Origin of the sequence: Chthoniobacter sp. (assembly GCF_040003245.1) — a bacterium.
In the GTDB taxonomy this organism is placed as follows: domain Bacteria; phylum Verrucomicrobiota; class Verrucomicrobiia; order Chthoniobacterales; family Chthoniobacteraceae; genus Chthoniobacter.
Genome location: NZ_JBDUCX010000104.1, coordinates 1 through 22365, shown reverse-complemented (window position 1 = coordinate 22365; position 22365 = coordinate 1). Strand labels below are relative to the sequence as shown.

Annotated in this window: 13 protein-coding genes; 5 read left to right on the top strand and 8 right to left on the bottom strand. The window is 63.2% G+C overall.

Annotation, left to right across the window (positions count from 1 at the left end; all coding sequences use genetic code 11):
- The 3 genes from ABJF10_RS15595 to holA all read left to right on the top strand — a co-directional run.
- Window positions 1–1759: helicase-related protein (locus ABJF10_RS15595; protein ID WP_348545516.1), on the top strand; the 1759-nt coding region annotated here is incomplete at its 5' end.
- A gap of 635 nt (window positions 1760–2394) precedes the next feature.
- The gene (locus tag ABJF10_RS15590; RefSeq protein WP_348545515.1) at window positions 2395–3252 is read left to right on the top strand and encodes a hypothetical protein; all 858 of its coding nucleotides are present in this window, start codon (window positions 2395–2397) and stop codon (window positions 3250–3252) included.
- A gap of 22 nt (window positions 3253–3274) precedes the next feature.
- Window positions 3275–4411: a DNA polymerase III subunit delta gene (gene holA / locus ABJF10_RS15585; protein ID WP_348545514.1), complete on the top strand. Its 1137-nt coding sequence runs from the start codon at window positions 3275–3277 to the stop codon at window positions 4409–4411.
- Between the two features lie 319 nt (window positions 4412–4730).
- Here holA and ABJF10_RS15580 read toward each other — a convergent pair whose 3' ends face one another.
- From ABJF10_RS15580 to ABJF10_RS15550, 7 genes are all read right to left on the bottom strand, one after another.
- Entirely contained in the window at window positions 4731–7556 is a 2826-nt protein-coding gene (locus ABJF10_RS15580) for a hypothetical protein (RefSeq protein ID WP_348545513.1), read from the bottom strand.
- 13 nt (window positions 7557–7569) lie between these two features.
- Entirely contained in the window at window positions 7570–8571 is a 1002-nt protein-coding gene (locus ABJF10_RS15575) for a prenyltransferase/squalene oxidase repeat-containing protein (RefSeq protein WP_348545512.1), read from the bottom strand.
- Between the two features lie 19 nt (window positions 8572–8590).
- Window positions 8591–11458, bottom strand: a complete 2868-nt coding sequence (locus tag ABJF10_RS15570; RefSeq protein ID WP_348545511.1) for a hypothetical protein — start codon at window positions 11456–11458, stop codon at window positions 8591–8593.
- Window positions 11455–14295 (bottom strand): hypothetical protein, encoded by a 2841-nt coding sequence (locus tag ABJF10_RS15565; RefSeq protein ID WP_348545510.1) that lies wholly within the window; start codon window positions 14293–14295, stop codon window positions 11455–11457. The genes ABJF10_RS15570 and ABJF10_RS15565 overlap by 4 nt, the downstream gene beginning before the upstream one ends.
- Window positions 14292–16130 carry a hypothetical protein gene (locus tag ABJF10_RS15560; protein ID WP_348545509.1) on the bottom strand — a complete coding sequence of 613 codons (1839 nt, stop codon included), beginning with the start codon at window positions 16128–16130 and terminating at the stop codon, window positions 14292–14294. The genes ABJF10_RS15565 and ABJF10_RS15560 overlap by 4 nt, the downstream gene beginning before the upstream one ends.
- 21 nt (window positions 16131–16151) lie before the next feature.
- Window positions 16152–19226, bottom strand: coding sequence for a hypothetical protein (locus tag ABJF10_RS15555; protein ID WP_348545508.1), 3075 nt, complete (start codon window positions 19224–19226; stop codon window positions 16152–16154).
- Window positions 19227–19370: 144 nt separating this feature from the next.
- On the bottom strand, window positions 19371–20264 hold the full coding sequence (locus ABJF10_RS15550; RefSeq protein WP_348545507.1) for a helix-turn-helix domain-containing protein: 894 nt from the start codon (window positions 20262–20264) through the stop codon (window positions 19371–19373).
- Between the two features lie 120 nt (window positions 20265–20384).
- Between ABJF10_RS15550 and ABJF10_RS15545 the strand changes: the two genes are divergently transcribed.
- Entirely contained in the window at window positions 20385–20825 is a 441-nt protein-coding gene (locus ABJF10_RS15545; RefSeq protein ID WP_348545506.1) for a hypothetical protein, read from the top strand.
- An 18-nt stretch (window positions 20826–20843) separates the two neighbouring features.
- On the opposite strand, the gene ABJF10_RS15540 is transcribed toward ABJF10_RS15545, so the two are convergent.
- Window positions 20844–21656 carry an SIMPL domain-containing protein gene (locus ABJF10_RS15540; RefSeq protein WP_348545505.1) on the bottom strand — a complete coding sequence of 271 codons (813 nt, stop codon included), beginning with the start codon at window positions 21654–21656 and terminating at the stop codon, window positions 20844–20846.
- Window positions 21657–22010: 354 nt separating this feature from the next.
- Between ABJF10_RS15540 and ABJF10_RS15535 the strand changes: the two genes are divergently transcribed.
- The coding region (locus ABJF10_RS15535) for a hypothetical protein (RefSeq protein WP_348545504.1) at window positions 22011–22365 on the top strand (355 nt) is incomplete at its 3' end.

The following is a 22365-nucleotide window of genomic DNA, read 5'->3' as shown; positions in this document are numbered from 1 at the left end:
CGGCTTGGGCTCGCCGGAGGATTACATGAACATGCTGCTCACCATCAAAGTGGGTCAGCAGCTCTCCCGCGAAGCGGCACTGGGCAAGCTCGTGGACATGCTTTACGAGCGCAACGACATCGGCTTCGCGCGGGGCAAGTTTCGCGTCCGCGGCGACACCGTGGAAGTGCACCCGGCCAACCTCGATGAGGAAGCCATCCGCATCGAATTCTTCGGCGACGAGGTCGACCGCATCACGCGCTTCGACCCGCTCACCGGGCACAGCCATGAGCAATTGACGATGATCACCCTCTACCCGGCGAAGCAGTTCGTGACGCCGGCGGACAAGATGCGCCGCGCCATGGTCACGATTCGCGAGGAGTTGACGGAGCGCGTCAGTCACTTCGAAAAACACGGGCATCTGCTCGAGGCGCAGCGCATCAAGATGCGCACCGAGTACGATCTCGAGATGATGCAGGAGATGGGCTTCTGCTCGGGGATTGAAAACTACTCGCGGCATCTCAGCGGACGTCCGCCGGGATCGCGTCCCTTCACGCTGCTGGACTTTTTTCCGAAGGATTACCTGCTCATCATCGACGAAAGCCACGCCACCATCCCGCAGGTGGGCGGCATGTACGAGGGCGACAAATCGCGCAAGACGGTGCTGGTCGATTACGGCTTCCGCCTGCCCAGCGCGCTGGACAACCGGCCCCTGCGCTTCCCCGAGTTCATGGAGATGACCAACCAGGCGCTCTACATCAGCGCCACGCCGGCGGAGTTTGAGATCAAGAACTCGGTTGTTGGCAACACCGGCTACGTCCCGCACAAGCGCGACCGGATCGGGCAGGAGGAGGATGTGCCTTTCGCCGTGGCCGGCGCGGCGCTGGAGCCCAAGCTCTCGCGCACCGATATGCCGGTGGAGAAGTTCGACGTGCACACGCCCGGCAAGCCGCTCGTCGTCGAGCAGATCATTCGTCCGACCGGGTTGCTCGATCCGCGCATCACCATCCGTCCGTTGAAAGGCCAGATCGACGAGACGCTGGAGCTCTGCCGCCAGCGCATCGAGCTAAAGGAACGCATCCTCATCACCACGCTGACCAAACGCACGGCGGAAGACTTGTCGGACTACCTGAAGGATGTCGGCTTGAAAGTGCGCTACCTGCACAGCGACATCGATACGATCGAGCGCGTGGAGATCCTCAGGGCGCTGCGCGCGGCGGAGTTCGACGTCCTCGTGGGAATCAACCTGCTCCGCGAAGGGCTCGATCTGCCCGAGGTTTCCCTCGTCTGCATTCTCGACGCCGACAAGGAAGGCTACCTGCGCTCGCAAACGTCGCTCATCCAGACCGCCGGCCGCGCGGCGCGACACGTGAACGGCGAGGTCTACCTCTTCGCGGACACGGTGACCAAGTCGATGGAGGCGCTGCTGGCGATCACCGAGTACCGGCGCGCCAAGCAGCTGGCCTACAATGAAAAGCACGGCATCACCCCGCGCAGCGTGCAGCGGGCGGTGCAGGAGAGCCTGCATACCATCTTGAAGGGACGCGAACTGGAGGAATCAGTCGTGCGCGAAGGCGGCGGAGATTTCTCCTTGAGCGAGACCTTGCGCGAGCTGGAGCAGGAGATGGTGATCGCGGCGAACAATCTCGAATACGAAAAGGCCGCCCTGCTGCGCGACCAAATCGCCGAACTCAAGGCCGGCACCGGCGTGAGCAAGATCGAGCCCAAGCGTAAGCCGGTGAAGTACGGCACCGGCCGCCGAACCAAGGCCCGGGCATAGTGGCCGCGGCATCCTGCCGCTGAGGAACCAGCGCGCATTCGAGAGATCGATGCACTTTTCCGCAATGGAGCCAATAGAACCAATGGGCCCTTCGACATTTTTGTCCGGAAATGTTTCAATGCACGGGTATGCAGAGCACGTCCAGAAACGGAACCGGTAGTGGGTGCGTCCCTTTTTTTGGGTGGAGGGCCGGGGCGAATAGCCAGGATGAACATCCAACACCCAACATCGAACATCCAATGATCTCCCGAATGTCCCGCATGGCCGAAGCAGTGGGACTGACCGCCATGCCAGGTTTCCTGCCATCCCCGTCCGCCTTGATTAAGGCAAATCAAGGTGAATCAAGCCATTCAAGGTTCTGTTTTCGGCGAATGAGAGCCGCGTTGCCCTCCTCCGCCGGGCCCCAGTCCAGTGTGATCGTGCCGAATCGTGGTCAATCGTGCCTGATCGTGCCCCCAATTTTTTCCGGCTCAGCATTTCCCTTCCCGCGTCCTTCGCCCTTAATCGCAGTGAATCGCACCGAATCGCACTCAATCGCACCTGAAACTATTTCGGCGAACAGCCCCTTTCCCTTGGAACCCTATATGCTTTTCTCTCCCGCCCCTCGTGCCCTTGCCCTCCTGTGCGCCTTCGCCTTGAGAGGGTCTGCCGTGGCGCAGGACGCAGCGGACGGGGCCTTGAAGGAAATCCCCCTTCAAAGTCTCTCGGACCACAGCCTGACGCCACTGGGTCAGGCGGCGATGAGCATTCATCCCACGGACTGGAAGCACGCCGAGACGGCCAATTTCGTCTACCACTACTTCCACGGTTTTATCGCCGCGCCGGTTTCGGTGGAGGCGGAGTTTTACTACCGGGTCATTTCCAAGGACCTGGAAAAGGATACCACCCAGTGGGAGCGCAAGAGCCACATTTTTATCTTCGAGACGAATGAGGATTGGAAGGAGTTCCAGAAAAAAGGGGCGCTCGATCCCTGGACTGGCGGTATTCATTCCCAAGGGTCGCTTTTCATCCAGCGCAACCCGGAGCTGAAGTTCAAGGGCAGCACCCTCGGGCACGAGATTACCCACTTGGTCATCGAACGGTTTTTCGGCTCGGGCGTGCCGCTCTGGCTGAACGAGGGCTATGCGGAGTACTCGGCGAGCCGCTGCTATGCGGCGTTCAATCGCGCCCGCGGATACGGCGCCCGGCCGATTTCGCATCCCGTGCCGAATGACCTCTATATCCCGGTCGCGCTCTTGATCTCGATGCTCACCTACCCGCAGGACGTCGCGCAGGTCGGCGCCTTTTATAACGAATCGGAGCGCCTCGTGCGTTTCCTGGAGCGGGCGGACAAGCACGGCTTCGGGGTCTTTCTGGACGCGATGTCCCGGGGCAACCGCTTCGAGACGGCGCTGAACAAGGGGTTCGCCGCCAAATTTATCAGCTTGGACGCGCTGGACCGGGAGTTTAAGACCTACGCCACCCAGCAAAATGGTTTCTCCAACGCCGACTGAACGCTCCTGATTTCTTTAGGCCATGCCTGTCGCCAAAACCAAAGCCTCAGCGCAGATTTGCGCGATCGTCGGTTCCGATGAATCGGAAGTGAAGCGCGTGGCGAAAGACACCTCGATCCGCATGGCGCCGGCGGATGGCGGCGACTTTTCCTCCGACGTGATCGATGGCGTGGCGGACAACGCCGACCAGGCAGCCACGCGGATCCATCAGGCCATCGAAGCCTTGCTCACGTTTCCTTTTTTCGGCGGGGAGAAACTCGTCTGGTTGAAGAACGCCAATTTCCTCGCCGATAACCCGATGGGCCGGGCCGCCGCCGTGATCGAGGCGCTGGAAAAGCTCGCCGAGACCTTGAGCGGCGGCCTGCCGGAGTCCACACGCTTTTTGCTCAGCGCCATCGACGTGGACAAGCGGCGCTCCTTTTACAAAGGGCTCGGCAAACTCGGGAAGGTCGAGGTTTACGACCGGGTGGATTCCAGCAAGAGCGGCTGGGAGGAGGAGGCCGCGGCCCTCGCTCGCGAGCGGGCCGACCAGCGCGGCTTGCAACTTTCGGGTGACGCCTTGGAATTGTTTGCGCTGTCGACAGGCGGCGACCGGCGCGTGATGGAAAACGAGCTGGAAAAGCTCGACCTGTATCTCGGCGCCGCGCGCCGGGCGGTGACCGTGGACGACGTGCGGGATTTGGTGCCGCTCTCCCGGGCGGGCATCGTCTTCGAACTCGGCAATGCCCTGGCCGCCCGCGACCTGCCGCGTTCGCTGGCGCTCCTCGACCAGCTCTTGTTCCAAGGCGAGTCCGCCATCGGCATCCTGCTCGTGGCCATCATCCCGACCGTACGCAGCCTGCTCATCGCCAAGGACCTCATGGCCCGGCACAAGCTCTCCCGGCCCCAGCAGCCTTTCTTTTTTGGCAAGACCCTGGAGAAGCTGCCGGAGGCGGCCACGGCGCACCTGCCGAGGAAAAAGGACGGCACCGTGAACGCCTACGCGCTGGGGTTGGCCGCCATGCACGTCCAGCGATACCAAATGCCGGAACTGCGGGCGGCGTTTCGCGCCTGCCTGGAGGCGAATATTCGCCTGGTCACGTCGTCCATGGAAGCCGATGTCGTCCTCAGTCAGCTTTTAGTGAGGATCATTGCGCCAGGGCACCACCTCAAAAATTAAATGATAATCAATGGCAAAGCGGGCCATTTACTCTGAAAGAGGCCACTTTCTCGTGTATTAGATCGGCTAATTAATAAAGATATACGTCAGAATACGCATCGCTATTAAAAGAATTTAAAAAAACTTGTTGCGCAGGTCTGAATCGTCGGGCATCTTCAACACGTATTTAGAAGATTGTTCTGGGGGGAACATCAGCCCTTCGTAACCATTCGGTTGCGGGGGGCTGAATTTTTGTACGGATGTCGTGTCTGGCGAATGGAGATGCCTTGGCAAGACCCTCACTGGCATCGTATGGCCCGCTGCCCCTCGGTGCTTTCCCTTACTCCTGCGCCGGCGGCTTCGCCACGGTGAAGACCAGTTCCTGGACCGAGTGCAGGGGCAGGCGCAACTCGCCGACCATGTCGCTCCGGCAGGTAATCAGGTCATTTTCCACATGGTAAGAGCCGACGGTGAGGCTGCCCGCGCCGGGTAGGTGCAGCCGGGCGCCGAGGGTGCGCTCGACCGGGGCTCCGCCGAAATCGATCATCGTGACACGGTCCAGCGGCAGCTCCAGCGGGCCCACCTCGGAAGTGAGCTTTACCACGGTCGGGGTGGCCACCTCGACCGTCCCCGGAGCCTCGTCGCCATTGTTCAGGATCGCCGTGTCCTGGGTGGCGTCGCTCTGGGGCGTCTTCCCCGGTATCCGGCCATTCCAGGGGCCCACCCAGATATTGGAAAAGGTGCAGGGCAGATTCACCTGGGGGGTGATCACGAAGCCACGGCCCAACTGCCGCGGCGGGGCACCCGGCTTGCCCCCGAAACGCGTGATCACGACCCCGTCGACCAGGACCGTCAATTGGCCCGTGTCCCGGTTGGCGAGCAACTGGACGTGGCGTTGCTGGGCGTTCGGCTTCACCTTCCCCTCGAACTGCACCTGCTGCTGGATCAAGCCGCCGCGCGCTCGCGACCCGGGATTCAAATCGTAAATGTAGAGGCCCTGGCTATGCATTTGCAGGGAGTAGCCGGGAGCGCCCGCCTCGGTGAAAAGCTGCGTGGAAAAGAGAATCTGTCCGCGCTGCGCGGTGACATCGAAGCTCACCTCGACGAGGGCGGGCAGCGAAGCGATCTGCCGCCCGATGTGCGCCCCGCCGGTCTGCGTGATCATCCCGTCGCTGCCGCCGGCCGCGAGCAGCGAGAAGGCGCCGTCGAAGGATTTCCAGGGGATGGCCGCGTTGGCCGGAGTCTTGCGCGTGGTGGCGGGAGCTTGATTGAGGAAGTCGGGGCCGCGCAGCCATTCGCGGTCGTCCGCGGCGCCATCGGAAATGGGCAGCGTGCCATCGGTGCTGAAGTACAAGGTGCGTACCAAGGCACGGCTGATCGTGAGCTGCCCGGCATCCGGCGTCTCGAGGACCACTTGATCCTTGTCGAGAGTCAGAAACCGCCCGGCCAGCCAGTCGCCATTGCGAAAGCGCACCACGCTATCGATCCGGCCTTTGCGCGCACTGTCGCTCCAGCCGCCGCGCACGCCGGCGACGTGGGCCGGCTCGAACTCCACCGGTTTGGCCGCTTCATCCGTACGCCAGCGCACCTTTTGGTTCTCCTCGGCGAACTCGAGTTTCCCTTTCAGCCGGTCGCCGTTTTCAAACACCAGGACATCTTCCGCGGTGGACAGCGCCGGCGGTGTTTGCAAGAAGCTCAACTCGGAAATCGCCGAGACCGGCATGGGAAATTCGCTCCCGAAGCGTGCCTGGATCAGCAATTTGCCGTCGCGCCAGCCGAGGCCAGCGGCGTCGAATTCGCCTCCTTGCACCAGCCGCACGCGGGCGACGACCTCGGGCAGGGCCGTGGCCGCGCCGTCTTGATGGGAGAAACGCAGCATCTTCACCTGGTCACGCGGGGTCTCGAAGGTAGTGCCCTCCGTCCTCAGCCGCGCGGTGCCGGACACGAGATCGATGAACTTTCCGTCCCGGGCCGTTCCATCCGTCAGCGCCAGCCGATCGCCTGCCTCGACCTCGCCTTTCTCGGCGTCCGCCGGCACGTGGCCATCCCACGGGACGACCCGGATTTTGGATAGCGTCTGCTCACTGCTCGAGTTCCAGATGGTAGGCTGGAAGATGAAGCCACCGCGGTTCTTGCCCGGTTCGCCTTTCTGGATGTTCCATTCGCCGGCCTTGCGGTCGTTGATGAAAATCGCCAGCCGACCGCCGGTGAAATCCTCGAAGATGCGCATCCGCACCGGGTTGCTCTTGCCGGCTTTGCCGCGTCCATCCAGGGAGTCGCCGAAGATCTTGGTGAGGTCGACCTGCTCGTTCTTCGACCGGCCCTCCGAGTTGGAATACAACGTGAGCGTGCTCGCGCGCAGCATGCACTGGATCAATCCCGGTTCGCCGCTCCATCCCTGGCCGACGCGCCCATGGAGATTGAGATTGAAGGCGCACATCAGGTTCCCCTGGTCGATCTCGAACGCATACTCCACCTGGTCGGGCAGCGAGGCGAAGTTGCGCTCGATCTTGGCTGGTGACGAGGCGCGCAAGGCGCCGGCCCGGTAGGTCCAGCCGGGGCCGATCCAGCCGGCAAAACTGGTCGGGCCGTCATAACATTCCGGCGCGGCGTTTTTGGAGAAATAAATCCAATCCACTTGCGCGCGGTCCACGGTCAGCGGCGAGCCATCGCTGAGTTGGAGATGGATTTTGTTGTCCTGGATATTGGCCACCCCGGCAGCCAGCCAGTCGCCGCCCACGAACTTCACGGTGGCGTGAGTCTTATTCTCCTTGGGATCGGGAACAGGCGGGGGGACGCCGGGGACGATGACTTCCAATTCGCCGACGTTGGGCGGAGCCGGGAGCGGCACGAAACTCAGCCGGCTGATTTGCAACATCGGGATCGTGAGCGGCATTGAGGCATCGGTCCGCCGCCAGGTGACTTCATGGCGTGCCCAATCCACGGCTTCCAGGGTGCCGTGCAGGAACCGGCCATCGAAGAACTCGATGAGGTGCGGACCGGCGGGATCGGGTTCCGCTTTCACGAGTTGAGGATTGCCATCCCCGCCGAGGATGAGGACGCCACCCCCCTGCCCGCGGACGATCACCTGCGCGCTCGCGGGCGCCGGCCAGGCCGCGAGCACGAGGAGCGCGAGCGCGGCGGCGAGGGGAGGGGAAAGGCGCATGCTTCGGTGAGGGCTAGCGTTCGTAAATGGGCAGGTAGCGGTAACTGAGCGCGATCGAGAGCAGGCCAAACGCCGTCGAGAGCGGCGCGCCGAGGCTGGCGTCCCAACTGCCATCGTCGTTCTGGGTGTCGGCGAGCTTTTGCACGCGCTTGTCGTTCCACACTTCCCATGCCTTCACATCGCTCTGGAAGAGCGCCTGCGAGGCGTAGTACTCGCCGTAAAAGGGATAGCCGCCCCCGCCCTCATCGTCGCTCTTCTTCAGCGCGGACAGGGCCTTGATAAACGTGGGCTGATCCTTCTTCCGCGCATAAGCATAGACCGCCACCCCGATCGCCGTGGTCGCCGTGCCGTTCGAGCCCGAGCCCGGCGTGTAGCCGATGCCGCCGCCGCCGGGTTGCTGGCAATCGGTGTAGAACTTCAAGGCGCCCTCGATCGCGCCATCCGGCACGCGCAGGCCGGCATTGCGCGCGGCGATCAGCGCCACGAAGCACGCGCCGCTGACCGTGGAATCCGCATCCTTGGAATCCGGCGTGTAGCGCCAGGCCTTGAAGCGATTCTTTTCCTGCGAGGTGAGGATGAGCTCCACCGCTTTTTTCAAGGCCGGGCCGATCCGCTCATCCTGCACCGCGCCGTAGGCCTCGGCGAGGGCCAGCGTGCTGAAACCGTGGTTGTACATCGAGCTGCCGATATACCCCGTACTCGCGTCGCTGCTTTTCAAGATGTAGTCCAGGCAGCGCTTGATCGGCTTGGCATACGGCCCGTAGTTCGGGTCGTCGCCGTGCGCGAACATGGCCAGCATCGAAAGGGCCGCCGTCGCGGGCTCGTGGCCGTAATTCCCGGGAAAGGAGCCGTCGTCGGTCTGCGATTTCACCAGATATTGCAGGCCGCGCTCGTAGACGCGCTCCACTTGCGGCGCGACCTGCGTGCCGCGATAGACGTTCAGGTCCTGCGCCCGCAGCGGCAGGGTGGCCAGCAGCGCGATGGCGATGCCATGATGAATGAGGCGGTGGGGCATTCGGGTCATCGGTACGGGTTCAATCGCTGTTTTTCTTGGCGGAATCTTTTTTTGCCAGCTTGCTGGCGCCCACGGGCGTGGGCGGGTGCACGGGCGATGGATCATAGATCAGTTCGCTCACGACGCCATCAGGGAGTCGTAAATCTCCGAGAGTGGAGCTGTGCGCCGTCAATGCGTGGCCGTCCCAGTTGAATCGCTCCACGTTCACTACCGTGCCGTCCACGAGCCGGAGCCGCCCGGCGACTTTCTGCGCATCGAGGGCGCCGCCGAAGTCCACCGCGAGCGTCTTTTCCACGGGAATGTCGAGCTCGCCGAGTTCGCTATCGATGGTGAATTTCCCGTCATGCAGGGCTTTGGGCGTGCCCTTCGCCACGTCGCCATTGGCGAGTGCGGTCGTTTCGTCCGCCGCCTTGGCGGGCGACGGCAATTCGCCATTCCACGGCCCGATCCAGATATTCGAGAAGACCGTGGCCATTCCCTGGTTCGGATAAGGCTGAATTTTGGCGGTATACTCCCCGGCAAGGAGCCGTTCGTTTTCCTCCTGGCCCAGTCGCACGACGGGCACCCCGTTGATGGCCAGGTCACATGTGCCCGCCTTGGTGTCGACGAAAAGCCGCAGGGCCCGTGGCCCATTCGTGGCGAACAGGTTTTCCGCCAAGGCGATATTGCGCCAGGGCGAACGGCGATTTCCCGTGGCATGCTGCATCGTCAATTGCAGGTTGCTGTAGCAGATCATGGCGCGCAGCGACGTATCGCCCTTGCCCGTGAGCATCAGGATGAAATTCGGCAAACTTCCCTGGGACGCTGCTTCGATCCGCACTTCGAATCGTTCCAGGCCGGGATCGATGGACCGCTCCACGCCGGGCAGTTCGGACCAATTGAAGCTGCCCACGTAGCCGTGGCCGCGCAGGACATAGGTTCCGTCGAGGTAGATGGATTGGTCGCTGTTCGCGCCGGTCTTTCGGCCCTCCGCCGAGCCCTCTTCCGCTTCCTTCCACTTCCAACCGCCCGGCGCGCGACCACCGTCGACCGCGTCGAAACGGCGGACAGGAAACAGGCGCCAGAGCCGGTTGCGATCGAGACCGAGCGAACCGAGCAAGGGGTGCTCCAGTTGGACGTGTTTTTCGTCCCACGCCACCAGCCGTCCCCGCAGCCGTTCTCCGCTGCGCAACTCGACCGTGGCGTCGGCCGCAGCCGCCTTCGGGTCGACAGACGGGACAGCGCCCGCCAGCCGGATGCCGGCGATGCGCCCCGGCTGAAATTCCACTTCCTGTCCGGAGACCATCCGCCAGCGCACCGGACCAGGGAGGGTCGCCGAGAGCGCCTTGCCGGGAAGTTCGTCCGCGTTCTTGAAAACAAGCATGTCCAGGGAGGCAGCCGGTGGCGCCGACATGGCCGGCCCCTGGAAGGTGATATTCTGCAGCGTGCCGAGCGGTAATTCCAAGGCGCTGGAGAAGATGGTCTCGCCGAGCACCTTGCCCTCGCGCACCCGCAGATTCCGCGCGATGAATTCTCCCTGGCTGCCAAACTCCAGCTTGGCTTCCGCCCCGGCCAGCACCGCGGGTGGCGCCCCGGAAAACCGCACGGTCGTGCCGCCCTGCCGGGGCCGTGTCGCGCCGGAAAACACCATCTCCTTGTCCGTCACCGATTCGAGTTTGCCGGCGATCTCCGCCGTCTCGCCGGTACTCAAGTGGTCCAGGCCGTCCTCGATTTGTCCCTCCTTGGGCAGGTTCCCATCCCACGGCTGGATGCGCAGCCGGTTGAACTTGAGCGGGCTGGTTCCTTCCCCGCGATTTTCGCGATCGAAACAAAGCGCATTGAATTGGATATTCCGAACCGCCTCGTCCGCCGGCTTGTCCTTTTCGGTGAAGTATTTCCAGTCGCCCACCTCCCGCCCATTCCTCCGCACCACGATGCGCTTCGCCGTGCCGTCGTAAAAGACGCGGTATTTCCCCGGCCCCTTTTCTTTCAAGGCCTCGACCGGCAGCGGCGCGCTCTGGCGCTCGAATTTGTCCGTGAAGAGCAGATGGGCGATCTCCTTCCGGCCGAAGCGGATCTCCGCCGTGCCAGTCCCGTAGCAGTTCGGTTGCGGCCCGAAAGGCTGCAGCCACAGCCGCGTGCCCTCCTCGCTGTCTTCCGGCAGCTCGAAGGAAACTTCAAACCGGTTCGGCGGCGTCATCGCCCGGCCGATCCACGGCACGCCTTTCACGGTGAGCGTCGATCCCGCCAGTTCCATCGTCGCGCTGGCGGGCAGCCAGCCTTCCATGTCCAGCGCGGAGACGGAAAAGCCGAAGGCCGGCACCGGATTGGCGCCAAAATGCATCCACTCGATCTGCGTGCGGGCAATCGCCAATTGCGCCCCCCCAGTGAGTTCCACCGCGAAGCTCTGCCCATCGGCGCTCGTCACCTTGCCGAAGAGCCAGTCTCCGCCCGGCAGCTTCAGCGTGGCGCCGTCAAACGGCGGATGGGCGGGGTTCCCGGCAACGCCTGGAACCATGCCGTTGGAAGGCTCCACCCCGGCCGGTCCCGTGACGATCCGCCGCACCTCGCTGCGCGGAAAGCGCAGCGCCTCTCCGGCGTCCGGCCGCCGCCAGATGATTTCATCCCTGGTCATTTCCACCAGTTCGCCCCGCAACTCGCGGCCATCGCTGAACACCAGCGTCTGCGCATAACCCGCCGTCGCCGGGGATGCCTTGCCGGCTTCGCCGCCATCGTTTTGCGGTGCGCGCAGGAGATCGCCGCCAAAAAAATCGATGTCGGGCGGCAGGGTGACCTGAGCCTGCGCGAGAGCGGCGGAGAGAATCAGTAAACCCATCGCCAGCCTCACCATTTGCGCGGTTCCGCGGCCGCCTCCTTTTTGCGCGCGCTTTTTGGGTTCCGAGGTCATGGCGCGGCCGGCAATCGAGGATCAAGGATGAGTTCGCTCACGACACTTCCCGGCAGGCGCATGTTTCCCAACGTGCCGCTGTGCGCCGTTAATTCGCGCCCGTTCCATTTGAATTCATCGATGTTCACGATCGAACCATCCGTCAGTCGAACGCGGGCGGCCGCGTGCCTTGAATCCATGGCGCCTCCGAAGTCCACTTCCGTGACCTTGTCGGCGGCCATCTCTCCCATGTCGTCTCCGAGAGTGAACTTTCCATCGTGCAAATCCTTCGGCGCCGATCGCGCGACGTCGCCGTTGTCGAGCACCGTCACCGGATTGACCATGCCGGATGGTCCCGGCAATTCACCGCTCCACGGACCGACTCCCACGTGAGAAAGGACGCATGCGGAGTCTTCGGTCGGAAGTGATTGGATGCGCGCGGTATAGGTCGGTTTGGCCGGGTGATCGCCCGCAATCCGCCGGTCCTCCTCGCTCGGTTGGAAGCGAAAGATCTGCACGCCGTTGAGGCGCAGTTCACCTGTGCCCGCTTTGCTATCCATGAAAAATTGCACCTTGAGAGGTGACCCCACGCCGACGGACTTCGTATCCAATGGGAAATGATGAAATTCGCCCTGGCGGCGAGTGCGAGGGTCGTAAACCCCGAGCGCAACATCTTCGGGGGTAATCACCATTTGCCAGGTCCGGTGGGTCTTGCCGCCGAAAAGCAGAAGCAGGCAGCGATTGAGCCGGGGATTCGGAGATTTCGCCTCGAACCGCACCTCGAAACGCTCCAGCGCGGGATCGATTTCCCGCTGCAGGTTCGGCCAGTGATTGCTCGCGGAAACCAGTTCGGCTCCGCGAGATTCCGCAGCCGGGATATGACGCAGGATGTAGACTCCATCGAGATAGACCCAGTCGCCAGACGAGCTCGTCTTCGCGCCCGCCGTGGGATCTGCGGCTTCCGGTCGATAGCGGTGCATCCAGGTGACCGGATTCCAGCCGCCCTCGAGTACCGGAAGTTGCGGGCTGGGATAGAGGTGCCAGAGGGATTTGCGATCGAGGGCGACCTCGCCGAGTTGCTCGTGTTGCATCCGCAGTTGCCGGTTATCCAGCGAGAGGAGTTTGCCGCGCAACGCTTCGCCGGTGCGCAACTCCACCGTCGCTCCGGAAGCGACCGCTTTCGCCTCCCCGCCGGGCGCCAGGTGGAGGCCGGCGATGAGCCGGGATTGAAAAGCGACCTCCTGCCCGCCGGCGAGCCTCCAGCGCACCACTTCGCCGGAGGTGGCGGAGAGCGCCTTGCCTTCCAGTTCGTCGCCGTTCTTGAAAACCAGGACATCCGCAGGTTCCGTCGGTAACTCAAATTTGCCGGAGGCAAATGCGATGGTCTGAAGCGCGTCGAGGGGCAACGACACACCCGCGCCAAATGCCGTGGTGCAATGCAGGGCGCCGTCGTGGATTACCAGGTTCCGGGCGCACAGTTCTCCCTGTCCCAAGATCAATTTCGCCTCCGCGTCGGCGAGAGGAGCCGGGTGGTTGGAAAATTCCAGAGAGGTGCCCGGCTGGCGCGCATACGATTTGCCGGAAAACGTCAGGTCCGTTTTGCCCATCGCTTCCAGGTTTCCGCCGAGGGCCGCTGCGTCGCCGATGGCGAGCCGGTCATGGGCAAGTTCCGCATTGTCTTCACTAGGAAGGATGCCGTTCCAAGGCCGCACCCGCAGTTGTTGAAATTTCAGCGTCGCAATGGAACTCGGAGGCGAGCCCGGAATTCTGCGGCTGAGGCAAATGGCGCGGATCAGTTGATTGGGCGACCCACCGGGGTGCTCCTGTTCGGCACGGACGACAAATTTCCAGTCGCCCACCTTCTGGCCATTGCGCCGCACCACGATTCGATGAGCGACCCCATCGTAAAAGACGCGGTATTTTACGGAGCCGCCGGTGGTGATCGTGTCCTTGGGCAGCGGCGCGGACTGCTCTTCGAATTTTTCGACCCAGAGGGTGTGCGAGATCTGCGATTGTCCGAACCGGATGGCCGCAGTTCCCACGCCCTGGCTGTCGAGAAGATTGGCCCGCGCTTCCAACGGCTGGAACCAGAGTGACGTGCCTTCCTCGCCGTCCGCGGGCAGCTCGAGTGCCACCTCCAGGCGCCTTGCGTCCGGGATCTCCCGGCCGATCCAATCCGTGCCGCGGACGGTGATCGTCCCGGTGGCGACATCCATGGTGGTGGAAAACGGCGCCCATCTTTCGCTGTCCAGCGGCGAGCCAGATGTCCCGATGGCGGACGCCGGGCTTTCGCCAAAGTGCAGCCATTCGATTTGCGCCCGGGGCAGGGAGATCGGGGTGCGATCGTCGAGTGCGATAGTGTAGGCTTGGCCGTCTGCACTGGTGACATTGCCGAAAAGCCAATCCCCTCCGGCCAGCTTCAGCGTCGCTGGGACCGCTCCGGGTGGAGGGGCCGGGAGGTCTTTCCGTTGCCTGGCGAGAGACGCCGGTGGCATCAAAATGCGATTGTCGGCGTCAACTCTTCCGATGGCGTTCGGTTCGATCTCGATACGCCGGACCGTGGCGCGAGGGAAACGCAAGGGCTCGCTGGCATCCGGCCGGCGCCAGATGATTTCGGACGGCGTGATTCCCACGAGCTCGCCGTGCATGCGCCGATCGCTCTGGAAAATCAGCGTTTGCGGGCCCACCGACGCGGATGCGTCTACGGCACTGCGCGATATCGACACGCCTTGCTTCGCGAAATCCTCGCCGAAAAGGTTGTAGTCCGGCGGCGACGGGACCTGCGCCTGGGCGAAGGCTGCGATGAGCATCGCCGCGCCTGCCGGGAGCCACCGCAGTCTCTCGTGCCCCGTTTTCATTTACGCACCTCGCGGCCCGCATCCGGAGTCGCGGTATTTTTCCCGGCCAACTTGGGTGGTTCTTCCACCATCGTGGTGTGCGAAGGGACGGGATCGAAAATGATTTCAGCGACGGTCGCGGCGTAGAGTTGCACATTCCCCAAAGCCGGGCTGTGGGCCGCCAGTTCGCGGCCGTCCCACTGGAAGGCGTCGACGTTGATGCTCGACCCGTCCGCCAGCCGGATGCGCCCGGCGGCGCGCTCCGCCAGCGCGGTGCCTCCGAAGTCGACGAGGAGCACTTTTTCCGTGGAAATCTCCAGCGGCCCCAGTTCGCTTTCCAAGATCCACTTTCCTTCCCGCCATTCCTTGGGCGCACCCGCCAATGCGTCGCCGTTGCGCAACGCCGTGGAAGTGCCATCCCCGGCTGCGGGGTGGGGCAAGTCACCGCTCCAGGGCCCGATCCAAATGTTCGAAAAGAGGAGGGACCCGGTATTGGTATTGGCCTGAAGGCGGACAAAGTATTCGTCTGGGACCAGACGCTCGCGCTCGTCCTTGCCCAGTCGCGCGACGAGCACACCGTTGAGCACGATGTCGCAGGTGCCCGCCTTGGTATCCACGAAGAATCGCAGCAGGCGCGGCCCGGACGCGTTCTGGAGTTTGTTCAGGGGGATCTGGCGCCACTTGCACTGGGGGCGTTCCGGGGGATCCATCACCGCCACTGCGAGCGCGCGGTTCGAGACGATGGTGCAGAGCATGATGCCACCGCGGCCGAAAAGCGTGAGAGCACAACTGGCGGGAAACCGGCCAGCGGAACCCAGCTCGAACCGCAGTTCAAAGCGCTCGAGGCCGGGATCGATCGCGTGCTGCCAACCTGGCAGAGTCGAAGTGGGGATAGAGAACGAGGGCGCCTGGCCGTGGAAAAGATAGGTGCCATCGAGGTAGACCCAATGCGCGCCGTCCGCGACAGGCGGCTCCTTGCTGGGTTCTGGCAATTCCGGGGTGGCCCAGCCCCAGCCCGCAGGGACGCGCCCGCCATCGATCGCCCCGAGCCGTGCGTCCGGAAAAAGGCGACCGACCCGGCTGCGCTCCAGCGTGATTGTGCCGAGTCGCGTGTGCTTCAGGCACACCTGTTTTTCGTCGAACGCCACCAGTTTGCCGCGCAGCCGTTCACCGGTGCGCAGCTCCACCATGGCTGTGGGCTCGCCGGCCCCGGTGGCACGGCCCTTTTCGACACCGCCCAGCCGCAGGCCCGCGATGCGGCCCGGTTGGAATTCCACTTCCTGGCCGTCCGCCGTCCGCCAGCGCACCGGGCCCCGCAAGGTGGCCGCGAGCGCCTTGCCCGGCAGTTCGTCGCCATTCTTGAACACCAGAATATCCTCGGAAGAGTCGGCTGTGGGCCGGGCGGGGATCATCTTGATCCGGTTCAGTTGACCGAAACTCGGGGTCGGAGAGTCGCTCCCTAAATTCCGGAGCACTTCTGACATTGGCATGTGGCCCACCGCGTCGCCTGCAAAGCGGAGCGTCTCGCTGGCATCCGGCCGTTGCCAAAGGATGTATTCGCCTTCGCTCGCGATCATTTTTCCGTGCAGTTCGCGCCCGTCTGGAAAGACCAGGGTTTGCGCATATCCCCCCTCTGCTTGACGGGCGGGCGGGACCGCCGATTCACCGGAAGCGCGCTGCTGCGCGGCTTCGTTACCGAAGAAATTGACCTCCGGTGCCGTCGCGTTCTTGGTCCGTGCGGGCAAGGTGTCGAACGCCGCCGGCGGGGGCTGGTTCTCCAACCGTAGCTGGGCGTGGGCGCTCACCGTAGCCACGAGCAACGCCGCGCCTGCCGTGAGCCACCGGTGTCGATTCATGCCCGTGGAGTGGCGACGGGACTACTTCTTGTCGCCGCTTTCGATCTGCTGGAAGTAGGATTGCAGTTGATCGCGAAACTCTTCCGGCCATTCGCCCGCGTTGCCGGCGCCACCGGTCTTCTCCACGCGGCGTGCGCCCGTGGTGTCCTTGGCCACCGCGCCGGACGTCGTGTCGCCGGCAAAGCTGCTCGAGGATTTCGCATTGTTGCCGCCCGACTTCCGAGCCTGCGTCACCTGCGCCATCATCTTCTGCATCATCTTTTGCTGGGAAGAGCATTTGCCGCCCTTTTTGTCCGGAGGCACGAGCAGTTCGATGATCGCCCCTTCCGTGCTCACCACGTCGGCGTCCGTCTGCGGTCGGCGCAGATCCTCGGTCACTTCGCCCGCCAGCTTCAGCGAACCTTCGATGGCCGGCTTGAACATCTCGAATTTCGATTGCGCCGGTTGCCCCGGATCGGCCAGCGGGTCGGTCAGCGCCTTCGGGACGCCGTCGAACATGATCTTCTGCAGCAGCGCGCCCAGGGTGCCGCGCAGGTCGTCCTGTTGCTCCGCGAGCTTCTTCGAGTCATCGGGATACTGCGCGTTACCCGCCTTCTTCTCATCCACCTGCTGGGTCTGCTCGCGAATGCCGTCCTGCACCACCGCGGCCCGCACCATCGAGACCATGAACTCCATGACATCCGGGTCCATCTCGCCGCCGCCCCCCTGGCACTTGCACTCGCTCTGCAACATCGTCGCCCATTCGTCGAGCTGGTCGCCCCACTGCCGCGCGCGCCCGACCGATTTCAGCCCGAGGTTCTGCTTCACAAAGACCGCGAGCTCGGTCAGTTCCGCGACCACTTTCTTTTCCGACATCTCCTTTTGCACCGTTTCGTACTTTTCATTCGGCACGCGTTTCACGAAGGCCGCCATGTCGTTGCCGATGCTGTCGACGTCCTTCGTGTTGGTGGTCTGCTTGTCCGCGGCGAGGCTGAATTCCTTGATCTTCGACGGCGCGATCTCGTTCGCCCGCAGCCCGGCGGTCTCCCGCGCCAGCCCCTTCAAGCCATCGGAAATCTTGTGCTCCGCCGCCGCTGCCGCGCGCATGCGATTGTAGAAATTGTGCGCGTAGAGATTTTCGTTCGCCTTGTTCATCTTCTTCGCCGCGGCGCGCATGGCGTCGAGCGCTTCCTGCTGCTGCTTCTGCGCCTGCGCCAGTTGCGACTCGCGCGCCCCGGGCTGTTGCGCGCCTTGCTGGAGCGATTCCGCCGCCTGTTGCATGGGCGGGTCGGCTTTTTGCTCCAACGCCTCGGCGGTCTGATGCCAGTCCGCCAGCGTCCCCTCGGGGATCTCCTTGTTCCGCATCGCATCGCGCATGATTTCGTGCATTTCCTCGGTCATCTTTTTCAAGGCCGCCTCGTTCGCCCGCTCGCTGGCTTCGACGTGCTTGATGTCCTCGCCGGCTTTCTCCTCGGGCAGGCTCTTCTTGTCCTCGGCGATGGCCTTCGCTTCCTCGATCTGCCGCTCTTCATCGCGAATGCGCTCGTCGAGTTGCTTGAGGACTTCGTCCATCCGCTGGCGCACGCGTTCCGCATGCTTCGCCGGGCTCAACACATAGACCGTGTATTTCCAGGACTCCACCGGCTTGCGCGTGGGAAAGTAGTCGAGTGCATAAGCGGCGATCTCCACCACGCTGTCCTCCGGAATCTTGTAGAGTGCCGGGGTGAAATCCAGCGGTGCGCCGAGATCCTTCTTCATCTGCCCGCCCGGCGTATGCGCCGCGTCGCCCTGGCCGAGGTCGTTCTTCTTTGAGTCGAGCCCATGGACTGTCCAGCCGACCCACGCTTCTTTCAGCCCGTAATCATCGCTCGAGGCCACGTTCAGCTTGAGCATTTCATTCGGCAGGATCGCGGTTTCCTGGTCGAGCCCCTGCAACTCCACGCGCGGCTCCGCGTCCTTGGTAGTGTTGACGCGCAAGGTGTAGGGTTGGGTCGGCGTCAGGCCATGCGTGTCCGCCCAGCGAAACACCGCCTCCGCGCCGATCTCCGCGACGGATTTCGCGGGCGTGGTAAAAGTTTCTTCCTTGATAGTCGCCGCCGCGTCCGCCTGCGCCGCTTTCATTCCCGCGTCCTTGAGCGCCCGGCTCGTCTTGCCCGCGAAACTCACCTTGCTGCCATCGAGAAATTCCGCGCTCCCGCCCTGGATCGCCACCGTCGCCGCCGGGTAGCCGAGGTATTCCGGCAATTCCACCCGCGCGGCCAGCTCCTTCATCTCCGGGCGATGCAGCGGCCGGATCGCGATGTCCCGCGACGCGTCGCCCACCCGCACGGTCAGCGTGCCGTTCTCCGTCTGCCCCGCGAGATGGAATACCGCGTGGCCGTTTTCAAATTTTGCCTGCTGCGGTTCCGTGCGTTCCAGGCGCGCGACCGCGGTGTCGGGCTTCCACGCGGAATCCGCTTTCAGCCCGCAGGCGATCTCGAATGGCTCGCCATGCGGCACCACCAGTTCAGCGGGCAACGCTTCCAGACTGGCAAAAGTATAGCGGTCGATCTGGGTCCAGGGATGCAGCCAGCGCGCGAGGGCATTGTTGGCGGCTTTCGGCACGAAGACGAAAGGCGCTGCGGTCAACGCCACCAGCAGCCCGGCCGCCAGCACCCAGCGCCGCGCCGGACGCACCGGGACCGCGCTCTGGAAATTGAACCGCGACGATTCGTCCGCTACCTGATGAATGGCCGCGCGGAGCAGCGACGGCGAAATATTCGGTGGGAGATCGTTGGTCTCCGTCAGCTCGATGATGCCCTGCAGGCGGTCGCCCAGGGTCTTGAAATGCCGCTGGAGCAGCTTGGCCAGTTGCGCCGGCCCGCGCCGGTTCCATAGCCAGTGTGCCGCCCAAGCTTGCGCAAACCACGCCGCCAGCACCCCGCCGCCCAAGGTGAGGAAAGTGCGTGCCACACGCGGCGTATCGACAAAGCGATCGAAGACGAAAAGGAGCACAAACGTCGCCAGCAGCCCGACGACTCCACCGGCGACCGCCGCCAAGGTCTCCATGCGTCGCAATCGCCCCTCATAGGTGCGAAGTTGCACGACCAGCGAATCCGGCAAAGTGAACGCATTCATGGCGGGGGAGATGTTAGCTGGAAACGGGGCGAGGGAAACAGTTCATTTTTTTGGGGTGGGTAGGCTCCGACTATTCCTCTTCTTCCCATCGCTCGTCGTGGCAGCGTCAAACAATAGCACCCTCTCATGAAGAGAGAAACCCCGTCACCTCCCAATCCCGCCCGACTTCCGTCGGAACTCGGTCGGCGATTGTCCGACGTAACGGCGAAAGACCCGGTTGAATTGCGTGAGTGAGCCAAATCCCGCTTCGTAGGCGATCTCGGAAATTCTCAATTGGGGATTGGCCAGCAAGTTCTTGGCGTGCGCAATGCGGGTTAGCGACAGGTAGTGGGTGAAGGTGAGCCCCGTCGCCTGCTTGAACATCTTGCAGAAGTGAAACGTGCTCACGTGCGCGGCCTGCGCGACTTGCGTCAGGGTGATTGGTTCCCCGCGGTGCAATTTCACGTACTGGCGGGCGCCGGCCACGGCGGCGGGTTCGGCGTTTGCTTCCTCGGTCGCAATGCGCTCGGCGGCGTAGGAGAGGTGTGAGGCGAAGACTTCGAGCAAACGCAGCACGGCATCGTACTGGCGATGGCTCATCACCCGCGTCTCGTGATAGGCCTTTTCCAGCGCCACCCAGTCCATCTTGATCCCGCCGTTGCGCAGCCATTCCACGATCCGGGTGAAGTTTCCAGCCTTGGTCGGGCGATGGGTGATCTGGCCAGTCGTGAGATAACCGAGGATGGTTTCTCCCGCTTTGACTGGCACGGCGGAATCGATCAGCCCGGCTCGGCACTGGGTCGAACTGGTGGCGGAGTTCGATCCCGCCTGGAGGCGCTGCTGCGTTTCCGCGCACATCTGGCAACCCGGTGCGCATTTTGCCATCATTTCGCAGAAGGCATTCGTTTTTGCCCCGCCGCGGAGCATCGGCCGCTTGCGGCCCTGAAGCTCAAACTTCAGGGGCATCCCGGTGGCTTCGGAAAAAGCCCGTTCGTAATCCAGCACGATCTCCGATTGCGAGAGACGTTCGGCAAGCGAGGAATCACCGGTGGCGGGCATACTGCCAACGCTACTCCATTACCGTGGAAGCGCACCGCAAAAAACGCCCTGCCTTGAACAAGGGGTGCGCAGCGCCCGCCCCTCTAGCCGGTTAGGTTTGCCCTAGAAAGAACCCACCCCATGAAACCAAAAGTAATCGTTCTCTTCAGTACGGACCTGTCGGTGCAGGAAACCGTGACCGATGCCGTCGTCGAAACCAGGCACGGACTGCGGATTGGCGCCACCCCGGAGGAAACCTTGAAAATCCTGCTCGGCGACCGCAGCGACGTCGACCTCTACATTGTCGATCTCGACGAAGACTCCCATGGTGTTTCGTTGCTGGCCGCGTTGAGCTTTCTGGCGACGTCCGTGCCGATCGTTTTGCTCACCGGCTTTGAGCCGAACTATTGCTCGCGTTTGACGCTGGTGAGCGGAGCGAAAGCCTGCGTCGGCAAGCCGATCGCCAAAGAGCAGATCGTCGCGGTCATCAAGAACTTGCTGGATCGTCCCCCGTCGGCGCGCTCCGATACACGTCTGCCGGGGCCGTTGCTGGAAGCCTACCCTTTGCAGAGCGTGGCTTGAGGGAGGGCGATGTTGTCCTCACTCGACCTCAAACTCCGCGTGCACAATGGTGATGATATCCTTGTCCAGCGAGGTCGTGTCGTTGTTGCCTTCCTCGGAGGTCTTCGTGGCGTTGGCGGGGTTGATGTTGATGATTCCCATGTCCGCCACGATTAGCTTGCCCATGGTGGCGTTGCCCGCCGAGCGCAGGATATTCTCCGCCCGGGAATGCGCGTCCTTGGCCGCCGCCGCGAGCATCTCCAGCTTCAGCTCGCCCAGCGGGGTGTAAAAGTAGCGCGGGTTCTCCGAGTTCACCGACACGCCTTGCTCGAGCAGCGAGGTGATCTCCCGCGAAGCCTTCTCGACGCGGGCGACATCGGTCGAACGCACCACGATGGACTCCCGGGTCAGGAAACCCTTGGAGACACTCTTTTCCGAGCGCACCGCCACGGTAGTGCCCGGCAGCACCTTGTCCTCGATCTCTTTCTCGAAAATCTCCTCCACCGTCGTCGACTGCGGCTGGATCTCCTCCGCCTTGATCCCTTGCGCCAGGAGGAATGCCACCGCCTTGTCGCGCCCCTCGCGCAAGGTCTGATAGGCCGCCGTGCGCTCCGGCGCCCTTGCCTCGATACAGGCCTCCCATTGGATGAGATCCGAGACGATCCGTTTCTTCGCTGAGCCCGTCACGCGGATGGTATGCTTTTCCCGATTGGCCCGCACTTCGCGCCAATTCCCCGCCGCGATAGAAGTGGACCAGACCATGCCGATCGCGAGGGCCACGGCGCCGATGGGACGCAGATAGGGGACGCGGGAAGCGGGTGGGAGAGGGGTGGTTTCGGGCGGGGTGCTCATGGCAGTTCGAGTGGTGTTTTGTTTTTGGGCGCCAGGTTGTGGTCCCACTCACCAATACGGAGCGCCCCGGCTGATTCTTTCAGAAATCGGCGTTTCAGGCTTACTCTGCACGCACCTGCGAAGATCATCCCCTTGCTTGCCCCCGGATGATTAACCACCAAGGCACCAAGGCACGAAGACAGCAAAAAGTCCTTTGGTAGAGCCCTTCCTATTCCCCTTCGTGTCTTCGTGCCTTCGTGGTGATTCTCCTTTTCCACGTCCTCGCGTGAAAATTTTCCGCAATGGAGCCAATGGAGCCAATGGAGCCAATGGGCCAATGCACTTTTTTCCGGAAAGGAGGGCATAATCGTGCGCATGAAAACCAGTGCCATCGAAGCCACCCGTCTCGGTAAAATCGCCCGCCTGCCGCTCGCCATTCGCGATTGGCTCAACGAACGCCTCCAGGATGGCGAACCCGCCCGTGCCCTCGTCAAAGAGCTCAACTCCCTGCCCGAAGTCCAGGAGATGCTGGAAGTCTATTTCGAGGGCCGGCCGATCAACGAACAGAACCTCAGCGCCTGGAAGCTGGGCGGTTTCCGCGAGTGGCAGCAGTACCAGCGCACCCGCGTGACGGCCCGCGATTTCCTTGGCGAAGCCGAAGCCGTGGAGGACGAAGTCGACGTCCGGCCCGAGGACGACCCGCGCTCCTTCCTCGACCGGGTCGCCGACC